We start from the raw sequence: 18,249 nt of genomic DNA, 5'->3' as shown, positions 1-18,249 counted from the left end.
GTCACACTCCATTCTCAGCAATATTGCGATAAACCTCGCATTGTTCGCCCGGATAAAAATAACGATATCGGTAATCAATCTGCGCTCGCGCCTGTTCAGGTGAACTAAATGCGCCACAACCGGACCAGGCAAACATCGCCGCGCCCAGTACCGTGGTTTCAGCATCGTCCAGCACTTTAATCGGCAAGCCGAGAACGTCCGCTTTTATCTGGTTCCACAGCGCATTGCGGCTGCCACCGCCCACCAGCAACAACTCTTGCGCCTTAAAGCCGCCGATAGATTCCAGAACCTGCAAATTATTGCGTAACTGCCAGCTCAGACTTTCCAGAGCGGCACGATAAAAATGCCCGCGCGTTGTTGAAAGTGTTGCGCCCTGCCAGCCCGCATGTGACGGGCGGGCCATTAGCCCGCTATCCATCCGCAGACCTTCACAACCTGGTTCAACCTTTTGCGCAGCCGCGATCATCTGCTGATAAACCAGCCCAGGCTCAACATCGTGCCAGTGAAGATGACGAACCCATTCCAGCACGCCGGAAGCCAGCCACTGTAGGCCTGGATTATATAAACCCGGCAGGCTGTCCAACTCGCATGTTGAACCGACATAACCCGGCAACAGCGTGGTATTAACCATCGGGCTGCGCGCCATTAAGATTTCCCAGGTCCCAGAGGAAAGCACAGGCTCAGAGAGTCCGGCCCCTGAACCAAACAGCGCAAACTGCGTGTCGTGACCCGCAGAAATCACCGGAATGCCAGGGGATAACCCAAAGTGTGATGCTATTTCCGGAAGCAAGATGCCGATGACTTCTCCAGGAATCACCTGGCGTGGGAATAGCCGCTCAGGTAAGCCCACCGCCTGCAAAATAGCCTCGCTGAATCGAGCGTTATGGATATCGAGCAATTGGCTGGTGCCCGCCATCGTGCGGTCAGTGGTCAACTCACCCGTCAGACGTTGGTTAATTAAAGATGAAATAAACAGCCATGCGTCGGCGCGCTCGATAAGTGCCGGATGATGCTGTTTTAGCCACAACAATTTGTATAGGGTGTTAAAGCTGAATTGGCCAACACCCGACAGCGTTTGTAAATCCTGCGGCGATATCATGCTGTTAATTGCCGCCATATGTTCCACGGTGCGCGGGCATTTCCAGCTAATAATCGGGTACAGCAATTCACCGCGTTGATCGGTTAACGCGCCATCCACACCAAAAGTGGTGACGGTTATGCCGCGGATTTCCCAGCCGCTTAGTTGCTCCATTACCTCTCGGGAACACTGCTGCAAACGCTGGAGAATGTCGTCGAGCGACCAGTCATGCCAGTGCGGGTTCTCGGCCGAAATCCGGCTTTCATTGGCAACCGAGGCTTTGGCAACGATTTGCCCCTCGCGGCCAACGGCCATGGCCCGCACATTCGTTGCCCCACAATCTAATACCAACACGGCTTCTTTCTTCATCACGCCTCCTGCTCTTTCAATGCCGCCACTTTGAAGGCGGCGGCACTGGCGTGTTTAACGTTTGTAAAGCGGGCCGTAGTTCTGACAGGCGCGATAATCCTGACCTTCGCTGTCCATGCCATGCGCCGCCCACACTGATGGGCGATAAATCGCCTCGTCCTCAACGTTATGCATACACACTGGAATACGCAGCATTGAAGCGAGCGTAATCAAATCCGCGCCCACATGACCGACGGTCAGAACACTGTGATTCGCGCCCCAGTTCGACATCACAGACCAGACATCTTTGAACGGCCCTGCGCCGGTTAAACGTGGCGCAAACCAGGTCGTCGGCCACGAGGAATCGGTGCGTTTATCGAGCGTGTCGTGGACATCTTTCGGCAAATCAACGCTCCAGCCTTCGGCGATTTGTAGCACCGGGCCAACGCCTTTGATCAGGTTGATGCGGCTCATGGTAAACGGCACGCCGCCACGGGTCAGGAAGCGCGATGAGAAACCACCGCCACGGAAATACTCATGCACCGCAGGGCACCATTCAGTTGCAGCCAGGCAAGCATCGGCTTCTTGTTGGCTGATTTGCCAGTGCGGTTTCATGGTGGGATTGCCAGCGTCATCTTGCTGACGGCAGGTGCCATCGAGCGCCGCCGAACCTGAGTTAATCAGGTGGATAATGCCGTGTTCAGCCCGCCCGGTGAGCGCTTTGCCCGTCACACGTTTGACGACTTCCGGCGACCAGAAAGTACGCACATCGGCAAACACCTGCGCGGTGCCCGTCAGCAAATGGCCGAACAACATCGAGGCCCCATTCAGGCTGTCGTTTTCAGTTGCCACAACGTACGGCTGGCGAACGCCATGCCAGTCAAAAGAGCTATTGAGCAATGCTTCTGCGGTATCGCCATTCGGGTATTGATCCGTCCAGTGGCGCTGTCCCTGGAAACCTGCGGCGATGGCGTTGTAACCCAATGATTCTTCGACGCGCCCCTTCTCGGCAAGCCTGGTGTTGCCCTTCATCATGTCTCTGATACACATCGCCATCAGCAAACTTTCACGCAGGATTGCGTGGTTTTCCTGCTCTGTGCGGTGGTACTTCTCAGCGTTTTTATCTTCGCCGTATTTAAAGTTTTTATCCGCCCAGCTGAGTGCTAACTCAAGCTCTTGTTCATCATAGATTTTATGGTCGATGCGACGGCGTAGTTCCGTCATATCCACCGCCTGTACTTTCATGCCGAGGTACGATTCAAAGAAGTTGTGATCAACAATCGAACCCGCGATCCCCATCGAAACGCCACCCACCGACAAATAACTTTTGCCTTTCATACTGGCTACGGCAAGGCCCGCACGCGCAAAGCGCAACAGTTTTTCCTGCACATCTGCGGGAATAGACGTGTCGTCCGCTTCCTGCACGTCATGGCCGTAGATTGAAAACGCGGGCAGCCCTTTTTGATTATGCGCGGCCAGCGCTGCGGCCAGATAAACCGCGCCAGGACGCTCGGTGCCGTTAAATCCCCAAATAGCTTTCGGGCGCATCGGGTCCATATCAATGGTTTCGCTGCCGTAGCACCAGCATGGCGTTACTGTGATGGTCAGCCCGACATTCAGGCAACTAAATTTTTCTTCGCAGGCGGCGGACTCTGCCATTCCGGCAATCGTGGTATCAGCAATCACACATTCAACGGTTGTGCCGCAGGCATGACGTAATTGCTCACTAAGCAGTTGCGCCGTGGCCTTCGCCATATTCATGGTTTGTTCTTCAAGTGATTCGCGCACGCCCATTCTGCGGCCATCAATAACCGGGCGGATGCCTATTTTGGGTAAGGAATTAATATGGTTCATAAGAAACCTCATGTTGAAAATCTGTTTTTTGTGAACGAGATAAAGGCACTTAAACACACCGAAAAATGTGAATAGTGTAAAAAGTGAAAATTGCTAACTCGAATTAGCATAGATACCGAAGATTAAAATCGACAATATAATTATCTTTGAAGTGTGATGTTTTTCACGAGTTTTAGCGTTCAGGAGAAATGTTAAAAATAATGGATTTTTCGAGTAATAAATAACTTTACTATTTTCATATAGATGCATCATCAACACAGAGCTGCGTCACAATTTGATAGCAAATAATTTGTCGGAACCGCCGAGTTTGAATAGTTTTAAAACGGAAATGCTAACTCGAGTTAGCGAATTTGAATATTCAACGGGTTTTATACACAGAGGAAACCGGCGTGTGGGTCATGCACAATAACCTAGCCCCGGAAAAATAACTCTCTCACGTATCTGTCTTTCCCGTTAATTACCGACTGCGAACACCTGATCAATTCAAGGGAAAGCGCCATGTCAGACCATTTTTTGCAAATGAATAATATAACTAAACGATTTCCCGGGGTTCTGGCGCTGAGCAATGTCAGTTTCAATTTACGCCGTGGCGAAGTCCATGCTTTGCTTGGGGAAAATGGTGCGGGAAAATCAACACTAATGAAAATTCTCTCCGGCGTATATCGGCCGGACGAAGGTGAAATCATTTTTGAGGGGAATAAGGTCAAATTCGATACCCCTCTCGATGCGCAAAAATTAGGTATCACTATCATTCATCAGGAATTTAATTTATTCCCGGACCTGACCGTTGAAGAGAATATTTATATTGGTCGTGAGTTTTGTAAAAATAATCGCTGGAGACTCGATGTGCCCGCCCAACGGGCGTCCGTAAAGGAAATCCTGGCAAAACTTAATCTTAAAATTAAACCCGAAACACGCGTTTCTGATTTAACGGTTGCACAACAACAGATGGTCGAAATCGCCAAGGCCATTTCGGTCAATGCCAAAGTTCTGGTGATGGATGAACCGACGGCGGCACTCACTGAAAGCGAGATTGATAGCCTGTTTCGGGTCACGCGTTTGCTCAAAGAACAAGGCACTGGCGTGGTTTACATCTCGCATCGCCTGGAGGAACTGGCGCTCATCGCTGACCGCGCTACCGTGATGCGTGACGGGCAATACATAGATACTGTGGATTATGAAACGGTGCAAATCAGCGACCTGATTACCAAAATGGTTGGCCGTAAACTTGGCGATATTTACCCCCGTCGCCCGCCATTTACCGCGGATAAAAAAGTTCTGGAAGTTAAAAACCTTCAGCGTAAAGGCGTGCTCCACGATATTAATTTCAGCCTTCATAAGGGTGAAGTATTGGGTCTTTCAGGTTTAATGGGGGCCGGGCGAACTGAACTTGCACGTGCATTATTTGGTGCGGACCCGATTGATAGTGGCGAAATATGGCTTAATGGTGAATTAACCAAAATAGGTGATGTACATCAGGCCATCGAGAAAGGCATTGGCTATTTAACCGAAGACCGTAAAAAAGAAGGACTGGCGTTAGGATTATCGGTCGAACTCAATATCATGCTAGGAAACTTCCCTGAGTATTCAGATAAGTTTGGCATTGTAAAAGAGAAGCAGTGTGAAGAAACAAGCCAGCAATTGGTGAATGCATTACGTATTAAAACACCTCACTTACAACAAGCAGCCCTTAATCTTAGCGGTGGTAATCAACAGAAAATAATTATCGCCCGCTGGGTCTGCAAAGATACCGACATTTTAATTTTTGATGAGCCAACCCGGGGTATTGATGTAGGAGCAAAGCTGGAAATTTATGAATTGATGAATCGCCTGGTCGCTAAAGGGAAATCCATCATCATGATTTCATCTGAATTGCCCGAAATTCTTGGCATGTGCGATCGCATATTAGTGATGCGTAGCGGCCACATAGCAGGTGAGCTAAACCAAGCCAACGCCTCTCAGGAATCCATTATGAAATATGCGACGTTAGAGGACTGAATAATGACCGATTCATTAACGCCCACCAACCAACCGGTAAAAGCGCGCCGTTTGAATAAAGCACTTCTGATGCGCCTCGCGCCCTTATTCAGCCTGGTTTTGCTGGTGATATTTTTTAGCTTCAGTTCACCCTTCTTTTTTAACACTGAAAATATCATGACGATTGCGCTGCAAACGTCGGTGATTGGCATCATGGCAATAGGCGTGACTTACGTCATTATCACCTCGGGTATCGACCTGTCGTTAGGTTCCGTGGTGGCATTTTCCGGCGTGGTGGTCGGACTGTGCGCCTCTTACAATATGCCGCTGATTGTTTGTGTGGTTGCCGGAATGCTCGCGGGCGGCTTATGCGGCTGTATCAATGGCTTCCTGGTCACTCGTGCCGCCATTCCACCGTTCATTGCCACACTCGGCCTGATGATGTCAGTGCGCGGCATCAACATGGTAATGACCGACGGGCGCGCAATTTATTTCTCTGATTACCCGATGTTTAAAATGCTGGCTCAGGGCCGCCTGTTCGATGTGCTGCCCTACCCGGTCTTTTACCTGCTGATCATTGCGCTAGTCGCCGCGTGGATCCTGAAAAAAACGGTGATTGGGCGCTATGTCTACGCCGTGGGCAGCAACGAAGTGGCGGCACATCTTTCCGGCATTAAGGTTCAGCGCGTCAAAATCTTTGTTTACGCCTTCTGCGGCCTGTTAACCGGCATCGCCGGGGTGATCCTCGCGTCACGTCTTAATTCTGGCCAACCCACCGTGGGCGTGGGCTACGAACTCGAAGCCATTGCCGCAGTGGTGATTGGCGGCACCAGCCTGATGGGCGGCGTTGGCACCATCGGCGGCACGATTATTGGCGCGTTCATCATGAGCGTGCTGAAAAACGGCCTCAACCTGATGGGGGTATCACAATTCTGGCAGATGGTTGCGATGGGTATTGTGGTCATCGCTGCGGTTTATCTCGATACATTACGCAAAAAAATGCGTTAGCAGTCTGTTTATAAATAGAACGTTTTTACCCTACATAAAACCCGAACATAACGGAGCTAGTGAGATGAAAACCAAACATATTTTAGGTGCACTGTCCCTTGCTGCACTGATGGTCAGCACCGCCTACGCAAAGACATTAACGCTGCCGGTGGTGAGTAAGGGCTACCAGCATGAATTCTTCCAGACGGTAAAAATGGGTACTGTCGCGGCTGCGAAAGATTTAGGCGTCGAAACCAGTTTTGTTGGCCCGGCAGATGAAACCCAAATTGCTGAACAAATTCAGCTTATTGAAAACACCATGGCGAAAAAACCTGATGGTATTTTGCTGGCAGCGCTCGACGCTAACGCCCTGACGCCGCTGGTTGAAACCGCCAACAGCCGTGGGATTAAAATCGTTACCTTCGACTCCGGCGTAAATTCAGATATTCCTGCCAGCTTCGTTGCCACTAACAACGTCAAAGCAGGTGCTGAAGCCGCCGACGCGCTGGCCGCAGAGGTAGGCGGTAAAGGTAAAGTGGGGGTGATTGCACACGTTGCCGGAACCAGCTCCGCCATCGAACGCTCTGAAGGTTTCACCAAACAGATGAAAGAGAAGTACCCGCAGATTACCGTGCTGCCGGTGCAATACAGCGATGGCGATCCGCAAAAAGCGATGGATAAAACCACCGATATGGTTCAGGCAAATCCAGATTTAGTAGGGATCTACGCCACCAACGAAGGCTCAACGCTGGGTGTTGCCAACGCCATTGATAGCCTTGGCATTAAAGGCAAAGTGAAAGTCATTGGCTTCGACAGCACCGAAGCGATTATCGGCTTCCTGAAAGCGGGCGTGCTGCAAGGCTTTGTGGTGCAGGATGCGTATCAGATTGGTTATCAGGGTATTAAAGCGCTGAATGATGCAATCAATGGTAAAGCCGTCGCCAAAGTGATTGATATCCCGGTCAAATTTGTCAGCATGAAGAACATTAACGATCCGGCAGTAGATAAGCTGCTGCATCCGTTTGGTAAGAAGTAAACCCAACGCCCCCCCTTTGCGCCAACGCAAGGGGGCTGTCCGGTGAGAATGACAAACTGCGGTAGGTGTTTGAAGTTTTGGAATTATAATGGCAGCTATTTTTTGATAACGGACTGGGGAAAACGGACATGCCGAAGACGGTAGAACAAATCGCAACGGATCTCAGTTTGTCGGTCACGACAGTGAGACTGGTATTAAGCGGTAAAGCAGAACAATATCGAATCAGTCAGAAAACCCAGACCCGCATTAATGAGCATGTAGAACGTTACGGTTACACTATTAACCATTCAGCCCGCAGTCTGAAGTTAAATAAAACTGACACCCTGGGATTAATTATTCCCTGCATCTCCAACGTATTTTTTGCCACACTCGCTGAAAAATTAGAATTACGCTGTCGTAAATCTGGCTTTCAATTAATGATCAGCTGTACTTATAACGATGTTGATTATGAGAACAAACTGGTGAAAGCGCTTATTGCGCGTAATGTCGACGGTCTGTTTATTGCCCCTTCGACGCTTGAGAATCAACAGCACCATTTACGCCAGGTACAAAAACCACTGGTATTACTCGACCGTGATTTCAAATTTACCGATAACGCGCTGGTTGAGAGTGATAACTTTGCCGGTGGTGTAACGCTCACTCAGTCCATGCTTGAGGCCGGGAAAAAGCCGCTGTGGTTTTTGGTGGGCGACACCGCGCTGCCCAGTATTCACGACCGTTTGCAAGGGTATCTTGATGCGCTCAGGCAAAACGAATTAAGTGCAGAACACTGGGTTGCAGAGGCGCAGGACAATACGCCGGAAGGCGGTGCGCAACTGATGAAAGACCTTATCGCGCGCGTCGGAGTACCTGAAGCCTTTATTGCGTCGTCATTGCCAATGCTTGAAGGCGCAATAAAAACGATTCGCGAACATTGTGGCGTTATTCCGCAACACATCAATATTGGCACATTCGATGAACACCCAATGTTAGGGTTTTTATCCAATAATGTCTGGTCCATGCGCCAGGATGAAGACACCTGGGCTGAGAAAGCGTTTGAATTAATGCAGCTGGCAATTGACGGGCAACCGGCAATGCGAACAGAAAAGGTTAATATGGTGCTAATCAAGCGTGAGAGTAATCACTGAATATTATTTTCACCGTTCAAAGAATATGGAGAAAAGAAATGGAAAGAGATGTACTGGCACGTGAAATAATAGACACCTGCCTTGAAATGACGCGCCTGGGTTTAAATCAGGGAACCGCTGGGAATATTAGCGTGCGTTATCAGGGTGGCATGTTAATCACCCCGACGGGCACACCCTACGAGCGTTTAACCGAGTCCAATATTGTGTTTGTCGATGCCGACGGCCAGTTTGAAGAGGGCAAAATCCCTTCTAGCGAGTGGCGTTTTCATCAGGCCGTTTATCAGGCCCGTCCCGATGCCAACGCCGTAGTGCATAACCATGCCGTCCATTGCACGGCGGTGTCGATTCTCAACCGCCCGATTCCTGCAATCCATTACATGATCGCCGTCGGTGGCGGGAACACGATTCCTTGCGCCCCGTACGCCACGTTTGGCACTAAAAAACTCTCAGAACATGTTTATGAGGCGATGAGAGATCGCAAAGCCACGTTGCTGCAACATCACGGCCTGATTGCCTGCGAAGAAAACCTGCAAAAAGCATTGTGGCTGGCGCACGAAGTGGAAGTGCTGGCGCGGTTATATCTCACCACGCTTGCCATCGTCGACCCGGTGCCGGTGCTGCCCGATGAAGAAATTGCCATTGTTCTTGAGAAGTTCAAAAGCTACGGCTTGCGGATTGAAGAATAACTATAATTTCCAGCGTCCTAAAAACCGGCGCTGGAAATTATGCTAAAGGTGGATGACGCTAGAAAGTTCTTCGTAGGTCAGATAAGCGATAGCGTCATCCGACAAAACCTGTTTAACCGGCTTTTGCAGCAGTGACTTCTTGCCCCACTAAGCCAATCTTCAAATACCCTGCCTGATGCAGCGTATCCATCACATTCATCATAGTTTCGTAATCAACCGATTTGTCTGCGCGGAAGAAGATTGTGGTGTCTTTCTTGCCTTCCGTCGCCGCCATCAGCGTGTTAACCATGTTCTCCTGAGTGACTTCATCGTTCCCAATAAACATAGTTTTGTCCGCTTTGACGGAGAGATAGATCGGTTTTTCAGGGCGCGGCTGCGGCTGGCTTGAAGACGCGGGAAGGTTAACCTTCACATCGACCGTCGCAAGCGGCGCTGCCACCATGAAGATAATCAGCAACACCAACATGACATCGATAAACGGCGTCACGTTGATATCATGCATTTCGCCGTTATCGTCGTGGTTTTCATTAAAACTCATTGCCATGGGATCAACCTACACGCAGTTTCTGAGCTGTACGTACCGGGCGAGACTGAGAGCTTGCAGCCAAATCCAGGTCACGACTTTGCAACAGCAGAACCTGAGCGGCAACATCACCCAACGAGGCTTTATAGCCGCCAATCACACGGGCAAACACGTTATAAATAACAACCGCTGGGATTGCTGCAACCAGGCCGATAGCCGTTGCCAGCAATGCTTCTGCGATACCCGGTGCGACGACCGCCAGGTTGGTGGTTTGCGACTGAGCAATACCAATGAAGCTATTCATTATGCCCCAGACGGTACCAAACAGACCGACGAACGGGGAAATCGCACCGATGGTCGCAAGGAAGCCGTTACCGCGTCCCATGTGACGACCTGCCGCCGCAACACGGCGCTCAAGACGGAAACCGGTACGCTCTTTAATGCCTTCGTTATCTTCACTGCCGGCGGAAAGCTCAAGCTCGTTTTGCGCTTCATTGATAAGCATGGTGCTAAGGCTTCTCGCATCAAACGCTTCAGCCATTTCACTGGCTTCATCCAGAGAGCGGGCATTAGCCAGTTGCTGCTGCTCGCGCTTAAGACGGCGCTTCTGCGAAGACAGCTCAACACTTTTGCTAAAGAAGATTGCCCAGGTGACGACAGAAGCCAGAATCAGGCCGATCATCACAATTTTTACCACGATGTCGGCATGCTGATACATGCCCCAGACAGAGAGGTCTGTCTGCATCAAATTATTCGTCACTCTTACTCTCCACCACGAAATAATACAAAAACTGGTCGTAATAATATCAAAACGGCATCGAATTGATAGTAGTTCTCATTAGTATTTAAAGAGTGCCTGAAATTGTCTATGCATTCCTTGCGCTTACGCAGCAAAAAGATGATAAGTTAAGTTTAGACATCCAGATGGTTAAACAGGGTAAAGTGAACATGACTGCGAAGAAGCACATCGAAACGGCGCTGGTTAATGCCGGGCGCGATAAAAAATTCACCCAGGGTTCGGTTAACAGCGTCATTCAACGCGCTTCCTCGTTGGTTTTTGAAACTGTAGAAGCGAAAAAACAGGCGACGGCTAACCGCGCAAAAGGCGAGCTTTTTTATGGCCGCCGCGGCACCCTCACCCATTTCTCGTTACAAGAAGCGATGTGCGAACTGGAAGGCGGCGTGGGTTGTGCGCTTTACCCTTGCGGCGCGGCAGCCGTTGCCAATGCGATTCTGGCATTCGTCGAGCAAGGCGATAATGTGCTGATGACCGGTAGCGCTTACGAACCTAGCCAGGATTTTTGCACCAAAATTCTCGCTAAACTTGGCGTGACGACCACCTGGTTCGACCCGATGATTGGCGAAGGCATTGCAGAGCTGGTGCAGCCCAATACTAAAGTCGTATTTCTGGAATCGCCAGGCTCTATCACAATGGAAGTACATGACGTTCCAGCGATTGTTAAGGCGATTCGTCGCGTTGCCCCTGACGCCATTATTATGATTGATAACACCTGGGCTGCGGGCATTCTGTTTAAGGCACTGGATTTCGGCATCGATATTTCGATTCAGGCGGGCACCAAGTATCTGATTGGCCATTCCGATGCGATGGTGGGTACGGCGGTGTCGAACGCACGTTGCTGGGACCAGTTGCGCGAGAATTCATATTTGATGGGGCAGATGCTGGATGCCGACACGGCGTATATGACCAGTCGTGGTCTACGTACCCTGGCGGTGCGCCTGCGCCAACATCATGAAAGCAGTTTAAAAGTTGCCGAATGGCTGGCGCAACATCCGCAGGTTGAACGCGTCAATCACCCTGCACTGCCCGGCAGCAAAGGGCATGAGTTCTGGAAACGAGACTTTACAGGCAGCAGTGGTTTATTCTCATTCGTGCTTAAAAAGCGCTTGAGTAATGACCAGTATCAACACTACCTGGACAATTTCCACTATTTTAGTATGGCTTATTCCTGGGGTGGCTATGAATCGCTTATTCTCGCCAACCAACCGGAAGAACTGGCGGAAATCCGCCCGGCAGGCGGAGTTGACTTCACCGGAACCTTAGTTCGCGTGCATATCGGACTTGAGAATGTTGACGATCTGATTGCCGATCTCGACGCAGGTTTCCAGCGTATTGCCTAAAATTGCCAGAAGTGGATGCCATAAAAGACAGTTTTTTCCGTTTCGAAATGATTTGTTGAGTCTGCGATCATGAAGTCGAAGGGGTTTTAGCGTTACACTATGACCACAAGATTAAGGCCCCTTTAACCGGGGCCTCAAATACTAAGGTGCGCCTAATCTTCATACTGTAGATTCACGCGTGCTCATTAAAGCAGTTCCACAGGATTTGCCATGGCTGTTATACACAATATCGTTCAGGCGCTTTGGCAACATGACTTTGCTGCACTCGCGGACCCTCATGTTGTTGGAGTGGTTTATTGCGTCATGTTTGCGACGCTGTTTCTCGAAAATGGATTACTGCCCGCCTCGTTTTTGCCAGGCGACAGTCTGCTATTGCTCGCGGGAGCGCTGGTCGCGAAAGGCGTGATGGGTTTTATCCCGACAATCATTATTTTGACCGCGGCAGCAAGCCTCGGTTGCTGGTTGAGCTACGCGCAAGGTCGCTGGCTCGGTAATACCAAAATCGTGAAAAGCTGGCTCAAGCAACTCCCGCCGCAGTATCACCAGCGGGCAACGGTGATGTTTGACAGACACGGTTTATTCGCTCTGTTAGCCGGGCGTTTTTTGGCGTTTGTACGCACGCTTTTACCCACCATGGCGGGGATTTCCGGCCTCAGCAATCGTCGTTTCCAGGTGTTTAACTGGTTGAGCGGCTTATTATGGGTCGGCAGCGTGAGCAGTCTCGGTTACGCCCTCAGCATGATTCCTTTCGTTAAACGCCATGAAGATCAGGTGATGACTTGCCTGATGATTCTCCCGATGGTGCTGCTGATTGCAGGCCTGGTGGGGACACTGTTTGTGGTTATCAGGAAAAAATTTAATCCTGCGTAAGAAAGTGTCGGATGTAGCTAACGCTAATCCGACGCTAATCCCATTTACATCACTCGCATACGCGCCGCATCTTCCCCCGGTGTCACGCCAAAATAGCGCTTAAACTCGCGGCTAAACTGCGAGGCACTTTCATAGCCAACACGAATCGCCGCAGTGCTGGCTTTCATGCCGTCGTGCAAAATCAGCATCCGCGCTTTGTGCAGTCGATAACTCTTAAGATATTGCAGCGGCGAAGTGCTGGTGACCGACTTAAAGTTATGGTGGAACGCTGACACACTCATGTTCGCTTCGGCGGCCAGTTGGTCCACAGAAAGGTTTTCGGTGTATTGCGTTTCGATGCGTCTGAGCACACGGCTAATCAGGCTGAAATGAGTTTGGCGGCTGACCAGCGCCAGTAGCGCGCCGCCGCACGGCCCGATCAAAATGTGGTAGAGAATTTCGCGGATTATCTGTTTCCCCAGAATACGCGCATCAAGCGGGTGTTCCAGCACATCCAGTAAACGTTCGGCGGCACAAAGTATTTCTTCTGAAAGCTCCGCGGAGTTAATCCCGGTTGAACTGGTTTGCGGATGCGATAAATCATCTTCGCCTATGTCCATCAGTAAATCCTGAAGCTGCAAAATATCAATGTTAATGCGCACCCCAGCCAAGGGTGTTTCAGGCGTGGCAAAGGTTTCACATTCAAAAGGCAATGGCACCGTCAGCAGCAGATATTCGTTGGCGTCGTAGCGGAAAACGCGATCGTTCAAATAACCCGTTTTTTGGCCTGAAAAGAGAATAATGATCCCCGGCTCATACATTACCGGCGTGCGGGCATAAGGCTTAGTGCCATAGAGCAATGTGACATTTGGCACTGAACACAAGCCACTATTTTCTTTTTCAATCAAACAATTAATTTTATTCGTTAATTGCTGGCAAATCGCTTTCCGCTTCATCTTTTTCATCTCAACAGGGCTTTTGTGACCTTGTCAGTGTGCTACTAAATTTTCTATTTCTCCAGCTACCAGTAGAAATAGGCAAGACAAAGGCAGGAATAAGCATTGAGAGATAACCGCTCGAAGCCGACAATGGCTACCATCAAATGAGTTAAGCAATGTCCCTCGTTATCCACACCACAGGAACCCATAATGAACAATTTCAACCTACATACTCCAACCCGCATCCTGTTTGGTAAAGGCGCTATCTCCGAACTGCGCGCACAAATTCCAGCTGATGCTCGCGTACTGATTACTTACGGCGGCGGCAGCGTGAAGAAAAACGGCGTGCTGGACCAGGTTTACGCCGCACTTGAAGGCCTTGATGTGCTGGAGTTCAGCGGCATCGAACCTAACCCAACTTATGAAACGCTGATGAAAGCCGTCGAGGTTGTTCGCCAGCAGAAAGTCACTTTCCTGTTAGCGGTCGGCGGCGGCTCTGTGCTGGACGGTACAAAATTCATTGCTGCTGCGGCTAACTACCCGGCTGATATCGACCCGTGGAATATTTTGCTGACGCACGGTAATGACGTGAAGAGCGCGATTCCAATGGGTTCTGTTCTGACCCTGCCTGCTACCGGTTCTGAATCAAACAAAGGTGCGGTAGTTTCCCGCCGCGCAACCGGTGACAAACAGGCGTTTATGTCTGAACACGTACAGCCTGTGTTTGCGGTGCTTGACCCGGTTTACACCTACACCCTGCCACCGCGTCAGGTTGCGAATGGGGTAGTTGATGCGTTTGTTCACACTGTTGAGCAATACATCACTTACCCGGTGAATGCCAAAGTACAAGACCGTTTTGCCGAAGGTATTCTGCTCACGCTGGTTGAAGACGGCCCAATTGCACTCAAAGAGCCAGAGAATTATGACGTTCGTGCCAATGTCATGTGGGCGGCGACCATGGCGCTGAACGGCTTGATTGGTGCTGGTGTGCCGCAGGACTGGGCGACGCACATGCTAGGTCACGAACTGACCGCAATGCACGGTCTGGATCATGCGCAGACTCTGGCAGTGGTTCTGCCGTCTCTGTTGAATGAAAAGCGTAATGAAAAACGCGGCAAACTGCTGCAATACGCTGAGCGCGTGTGGAATATCACTGAAGGTTCTGAAGAAGAACGTATTGATGCCGCAATTGCCGCAACACGTAATTTCTTCGAGCAAATGGGTGCTCCAACTCGCCTGTCTGCATATGGTCTGGACGGCAGCACCATCCCGGCATTGCTTGTAAAACTGGAAGAAAAAGGCATGACCAAATTGGGCGAGCGCCAGGACATTACTCTGGATGTCAGCCGTCGCATTTACGAAGCTGCCCGCTAAGTAATTTAGCCATTTGGTTTTCGTTTTTGAGGATTTGGTCCAGACTTAAACGCAATTGTTACACTGGGAGCCCCCTCCCAGTGAATCATTCATTAAGGAGGAATGCATGGGAAATCCAACCATAATCAAGCTCCAGGACGGGAACGTAATGCCGCAACTGGGCCTCGGTGTCTGGCAAGCCAGCAACGATCAGGTTCTGATAGCAATCGAAAAAGCGCTGGAAGTCGGCTATCGCTCCATTGATACCGCGGCGGCGTACAAGAATGAAGACGGTGTAGGCAATGCGCTAAAACATGCCGGTGTCCCGCGAGAAGAATTGTTCATCACCACCAAGCTCTGGAATGACGATCAGCAACGTCCCCGCCAGGCGCTGGAAGATAGCCTCGATAAACTCCAGTTAGATTACGTTGATCTCTATCTGATGCACTGGCCAGTTCCCAGCAAAGATCATTATGTCGAAGCCTGGAAAGGCATGATTGAGCTGCAAAAACAGGGACTGGTGAAAAGTATTGGCGTGTGTAATTTCCAGCTTAACCATCTCCAGCGTCTGATTGATGAAACGGGCGTTTCACCCGTGATCAACCAGATTGAGCTGCATCCGTTATTGCAACAACGTCAGCTTCATTCCTGGAATGCGACCCACAAAATTCAGACTGAATCCTGGAGTCCACTGGCCCAGGGTGGCGAAGGTGTGTTTGACCAGAAAATCATCCGAGATCTTGCGGATAAATATGGTAAAACTCCCGCGCAGATTGTCATTCGCTGGCATCTGGATAGCGGCCTGGTGGTGATTCCGAAGTCTGTTACGCCAGCACGAATCGCTGAGAACTTTGATGTGTTTGATTTCCGTCTCGATAAAGACGAACTGAGCGAGATTGCGAAGTTGGATAAAGGTAAGCGTCTGGGGCCAGACCCGGATGTGTTTGGTAGTTAAGGTTTAAAACAACCCTCACCCCGACCCTCTCCCTCAGGGAGAGAATGGTGTTAATCCCCTCTCCTGTGGGAGAGGGTTAGGGTGAGGGCATTAATTATGCCGGACGCTTCCTGCTTGCTGGCTTCACCGCACCTTTTGGCGCAGGCTTTGCCCCTGCCGCAGGTGCCGCTTTACGCTGATGCGTCATTGGCGTGTGTTTCGTCAATGCCGGGCGAGCGCCACGGTTGTAGCGACGCGCTTCACGCATCTCTTCAAGCGTTGGTGAAGGCACCAGGCACTCACGACGGCCGCCAATCAGGTGCTTTTTACCCATCGCTTCCAGCGCTTCACGAATCAACGGCCAGTTGGCTGGATCATGATAACGCAGCAACGCTTTATGCAAGCGGCGCTGGCGATCGCCTTTCGGCACCACCACATCTTCACTCTTGTAGCCAATCTTACCCAGCGGGTTCTTGCCGGTGTAATACATGGTCGTTGAGTTCGCCAGCGGCGACGGATAGAAATTCTGCACCTGATCCAAACGGAAGCGGTTTTTCTTCAGCCACAGCGCCAGATTCACCATGTCTTCATCACGCGTACCAGGGTGCGCGGAGATAAAGTAAGGAATCAAATACTGTTCTTTGCCCGCCTGTTTGGAGTAGGTATCAAACAGTTCTTTAAAGCGCTGATAGCTGCCCATCCCGGGCTTCATCATCTTCGACAGCGGCCCTTCTTCGGTATGTTCCGGGGCAATCTTCAGATATCCACCCACGTGGTGGGTCGCCAGCTCTTTGATATAACGTGGATCTTCCACAGCGATATCGTAACGAACACCGGAGGCGATCAGGATCTTCTTAACGCCTTTAATTTCACGGGCGCGGCGATACAAGTTGATCGTCGGCTCATGGTTGGTGTCCATGTGCGGGCAAATATCCGGGTAGACACAAGACAGACGGCGGCAGGTTTGTTCCGCGCGCGGCGACTTACAGCGCAGCATATACATGTTAGCTGTTGGGCCACCAAGGTCGGAAACCACGCCGGTAAAGCCTGGAACCGTATCGCGCATCGCTTCAATTTCGCTGATGATCGAATCTTCAGAACGGCTCTGAATAATACGGCCTTCGTGCTCGGTAATAGAACAGAATGAGCAGCCACCGAAGCAGCCACGCATGATGTTGACCGAGAAACGGATCATCTCATACGCCGGAATTCGCGCCTTGCCATAAGCAGGGTGCGGAACACGTTTGTACGGCAGCGCAAAAACGCTATCCATTTCTTCGGTAGAAAGCGGGATCGCTGGCGGGTTGATCCAGATGTAACGATCGCCGTGTTTTTGCATCAACGCACGCGCACAACCTGGGTTGGTTTCGTGGTGCAAAATACGGGAGGCATGCGCGTACAGCACTTTGTCGTTTTTGACTTTTTCGAACGACGGCAGCAGTACGTAGGTTTTTTCCCACGGTTTCATCGGCGCAGGTTTCACCACGATAGCTTTCGCTTCGTTGATGGGCTTTTCCGGTTTACCGGTTTCTGCACACGGTAAATCTTCACCGTATGGATGTGGAATCGGGTCGATACGGCCAGGCATATCCAGACGCGTAGAGTCCACGCCAGACCAGCCTGGCATCGCTTCTTTACGCATCATTGCGGTGTTACGCACATCGCAGATTTGGTCGATTTTCTCACCCATCGCCAGGCGATGAGCGACTTCCACCAGCGGGCGCTCACCGTTGCCGAAAATCAGCATGTCGGCTTTAGCATCCACCAGAATCGAACGACGAACGGTATCAGACCAGTAATCGTAGTGTGCGGTACGGCGCAGGCTCGCTTCAATGCCGCCGAGAATAACAGGCACATCGCGCCAGGCTTCTTTACAGCGCTGGGTATAAGCCAGGGATGCGCGATCCGGGCGTTTACCCGCCACGTTATCCGGCGTATACGCATCGTCGTGACGCAATTTACGATCCGCGGTATAGCGGTTGATCATCGAATCCATGTTGCCTGCGGTCACACCGAAGAACAGATTCGGTTTGCCAAGACGCATGAAGTCTTCTTTAGTATTCCAGTCTGGTTGGGCAATGATACCCACGCGGAAGCCCTGGGCTTCCAGCATACGGCCACAGATCGCCATACCAAAACTCGGATGGTCGACGTAGGCATCTCCGGTAACCAGAATGATGTCACAGCTGTCCCAGCCTAAATCGTCCATTTCCTTACGTGACATGGGTAAAAATGGTGCCGGGCCAAAACAGGCTGCCCAGTATTGTGGCCACGAAAAGAGTTCGCGATCGGGCTGGATCAAGCTTATAGAGCTCATAATGCTTCCGAAAAATGAATAAAAAATGATTTAAAAATAACCAAAGCCGGCGATTATACGCTGGTATGGGGTCAAAAATGAAGTGTTATTGCCATGTTAAAAA

At 50.6% G+C, this 18,249-nt stretch carries 15 protein-coding genes; 9 read left to right on the top strand and 6 right to left on the bottom strand.

Going from position 1 to position 18,249, the window contains the following annotated elements; all coding sequences use genetic code 11:
• Position 1: 1 nt before the first annotated feature.
• Together fucK and fucI are read right to left on the bottom strand one after the other, a co-directional pair.
• A complete protein-coding gene (fucK, locus tag AC0IWZ_RS02445) occupies positions 2 to 1,447 on the bottom strand; it encodes an L-fuculokinase (RefSeq protein WP_471678217.1) in 1,446 nt (481 codons plus the stop codon).
• A 54-nt stretch (positions 1,448 to 1,501) separates the two neighbouring features.
• The gene (gene fucI / locus AC0IWZ_RS02440) at positions 1,502 to 3,280 is read right to left on the bottom strand and encodes an L-fucose isomerase (RefSeq protein WP_471678218.1); all 1,779 of its coding nucleotides are present in this window, start codon (positions 3,278 to 3,280) and stop codon (positions 1,502 to 1,504) included.
• 498 nt (positions 3,281 to 3,778) lie between these two features.
• Here fucI and AC0IWZ_RS02435 point away from each other — a divergent pair, with 498 nt between their 5' ends.
• The 5 genes from AC0IWZ_RS02435 to fucA all read left to right on the top strand — a co-directional run bounded on the left by AC0IWZ_RS02435 (position 3,779) and on the right by fucA (position 9,093).
• The gene (locus tag AC0IWZ_RS02435; protein WP_471678219.1) at positions 3,779 to 5,278 is read left to right on the top strand and encodes a sugar ABC transporter ATP-binding protein; all 1,500 of its coding nucleotides are present in this window, start codon (positions 3,779 to 3,781) and stop codon (positions 5,276 to 5,278) included.
• Between the two features lie 3 nt (positions 5,279 to 5,281).
• A complete protein-coding gene (locus tag AC0IWZ_RS02430; RefSeq protein ID WP_471678220.1) occupies positions 5,282 to 6,265 on the top strand; it encodes an ABC transporter permease in 984 nt (327 codons plus the stop codon).
• A 64-nt stretch (positions 6,266 to 6,329) separates the two neighbouring features.
• On the top strand, positions 6,330 to 7,280 hold the full coding sequence (locus AC0IWZ_RS02425; protein WP_471678221.1) for a substrate-binding domain-containing protein: 951 nt from the start codon (positions 6,330 to 6,332) through the stop codon (positions 7,278 to 7,280).
• A gap of 128 nt (positions 7,281 to 7,408) precedes the next feature.
• Complete coding sequence (locus tag AC0IWZ_RS02420) at positions 7,409 to 8,407, top strand: LacI family DNA-binding transcriptional regulator (RefSeq protein ID WP_034493301.1); 999 nt, start codon at positions 7,409 to 7,411, stop codon at positions 8,405 to 8,407.
• Positions 8,408 to 8,445: 38 nt separating this feature from the next.
• Entirely contained in the window at positions 8,446 to 9,093 is a 648-nt protein-coding gene (gene fucA / locus AC0IWZ_RS02415) for an L-fuculose-phosphate aldolase (protein ID WP_034493300.1), read from the top strand.
• 112 nt (positions 9,094 to 9,205) lie between these two features.
• Here the strand turns inward: fucA and exbD are convergent, their stop codons facing one another.
• Together exbD and exbB are read right to left on the bottom strand one after the other, a co-directional pair.
• Positions 9,206 to 9,637: a TonB system transport protein ExbD gene (exbD, locus tag AC0IWZ_RS02410; RefSeq protein WP_034493298.1), complete on the bottom strand. Its 432-nt coding sequence runs from the start codon at positions 9,635 to 9,637 to the stop codon at positions 9,206 to 9,208.
• Positions 9,638 to 9,641: 4 nt separating this feature from the next.
• Positions 9,642 to 10,376 (bottom strand): tol-pal system-associated acyl-CoA thioesterase, encoded by a 735-nt coding sequence (exbB, locus tag AC0IWZ_RS02405; RefSeq protein WP_124022395.1) that lies wholly within the window; start codon positions 10,374 to 10,376, stop codon positions 9,642 to 9,644.
• A gap of 164 nt (positions 10,377 to 10,540) precedes the next feature.
• Between exbB and metC the strand changes: the two genes are divergently transcribed.
• Positions 10,541 to 11,755 carry a cystathionine beta-lyase gene (gene metC / locus AC0IWZ_RS02400; RefSeq protein WP_081908369.1) on the top strand — a complete coding sequence of 405 codons (1,215 nt, stop codon included), beginning with the start codon at positions 10,541 to 10,543 and terminating at the stop codon, positions 11,753 to 11,755.
• A 210-nt stretch (positions 11,756 to 11,965) separates the two neighbouring features.
• Complete coding sequence (locus AC0IWZ_RS02395) at positions 11,966 to 12,625, top strand: DedA family protein (protein ID WP_471678222.1); 660 nt, start codon at positions 11,966 to 11,968, stop codon at positions 12,623 to 12,625.
• Between the two features lie 44 nt (positions 12,626 to 12,669).
• On the opposite strand, the gene AC0IWZ_RS02390 is transcribed toward AC0IWZ_RS02395, so the two are convergent.
• Positions 12,670 to 13,560 carry an AraC family transcriptional regulator gene (locus AC0IWZ_RS02390; RefSeq protein WP_471679095.1) on the bottom strand — a complete coding sequence of 297 codons (891 nt, stop codon included), beginning with the start codon at positions 13,558 to 13,560 and terminating at the stop codon, positions 12,670 to 12,672.
• Between the two features lie 192 nt (positions 13,561 to 13,752).
• Here AC0IWZ_RS02390 and yqhD point away from each other — a divergent pair, with 192 nt between their 5' ends.
• Together yqhD and dkgA are read left to right on the top strand one after the other, a co-directional pair.
• Positions 13,753 to 14,916, top strand: a complete 1,164-nt coding sequence (gene yqhD / locus AC0IWZ_RS02385; protein ID WP_034493290.1) for an alcohol dehydrogenase — start codon at positions 13,753 to 13,755, stop codon at positions 14,914 to 14,916.
• Between the two features lie 106 nt (positions 14,917 to 15,022).
• The gene (dkgA, locus tag AC0IWZ_RS02380) at positions 15,023 to 15,850 is read left to right on the top strand and encodes a 2,5-didehydrogluconate reductase DkgA (RefSeq protein WP_034493288.1); all 828 of its coding nucleotides are present in this window, start codon (positions 15,023 to 15,025) and stop codon (positions 15,848 to 15,850) included.
• A 94-nt stretch (positions 15,851 to 15,944) separates the two neighbouring features.
• On the opposite strand, the gene AC0IWZ_RS02375 is transcribed toward dkgA, so the two are convergent.
• Entirely contained in the window at positions 15,945 to 18,146 is a 2,202-nt protein-coding gene (locus tag AC0IWZ_RS02375; RefSeq protein WP_034493276.1) for a YgiQ family radical SAM protein, read from the bottom strand.
• Positions 18,147 to 18,249 lie beyond the last annotated feature (103 nt).

The organism is Buttiauxella sp. AC142 (genome assembly GCF_979253435.1).
The sequence above is the reverse complement of the archived record's forward strand: the minus strand, read 5'-3'. Positions and strand labels throughout refer to the sequence as shown.

Bases quoted from the DNA above. Each gene is read 5' to 3' on its own strand.
- AC0IWZ_RS02425 (WP_471678221.1), top strand. From the start codon at position 6,330: ATGAAAACCAAACATATTTTAGGTGCACTGTCCCTTGCTGCACTGATG.
- AC0IWZ_RS02420 (WP_034493301.1), top strand. From the start codon at position 7,409: ATGCCGAAGACGGTAGAACAAATCGCAACGGATCTCAGTTTGTCGGTC.
- fucA (WP_034493300.1), top strand. From the start codon at position 8,446: ATGGAAAGAGATGTACTGGCACGTGAAATAATAGACACCTGCCTTGAA.
- yqhD (WP_034493290.1), top strand. From the start codon at position 13,753: ATGAACAATTTCAACCTACATACTCCAACCCGCATCCTGTTTGGTAAA.
- AC0IWZ_RS02435 (WP_471678219.1), top strand. From the start codon at position 3,779: ATGTCAGACCATTTTTTGCAAATGAATAATATAACTAAACGATTTCCC.
- AC0IWZ_RS02395 (WP_471678222.1), top strand. From the start codon at position 11,966: ATGGCTGTTATACACAATATCGTTCAGGCGCTTTGGCAACATGACTTT.
- fucK (WP_471678217.1), bottom strand. From the start codon at position 1,447: ATGAAGAAAGAAGCCGTGTTGGTATTAGATTGTGGGGCAACGAATGTG.
- AC0IWZ_RS02390 (WP_471679095.1), bottom strand. From the start codon at position 13,560: ATGAAGCGGAAAGCGATTTGCCAGCAATTAACGAATAAAATTAATTGT.
- fucI (WP_471678218.1), bottom strand. From the start codon at position 3,280: ATGAACCATATTAATTCCTTACCCAAAATAGGCATCCGCCCGGTTATT.
- AC0IWZ_RS02375 (WP_034493276.1), bottom strand. From the start codon at position 18,146: ATGAGCTCTATAAGCTTGATCCAGCCCGATCGCGAACTCTTTTCGTGG.
- AC0IWZ_RS02430 (WP_471678220.1), top strand. From the start codon at position 5,282: ATGACCGATTCATTAACGCCCACCAACCAACCGGTAAAAGCGCGCCGT.
- dkgA (WP_034493288.1), top strand. From the start codon at position 15,023: ATGGGAAATCCAACCATAATCAAGCTCCAGGACGGGAACGTAATGCCG.
- exbD (WP_034493298.1), bottom strand. From the start codon at position 9,637: ATGGCAATGAGTTTTAATGAAAACCACGACGATAACGGCGAAATGCAT.
- metC (WP_081908369.1), top strand. From the start codon at position 10,541: ATGGTTAAACAGGGTAAAGTGAACATGACTGCGAAGAAGCACATCGAA.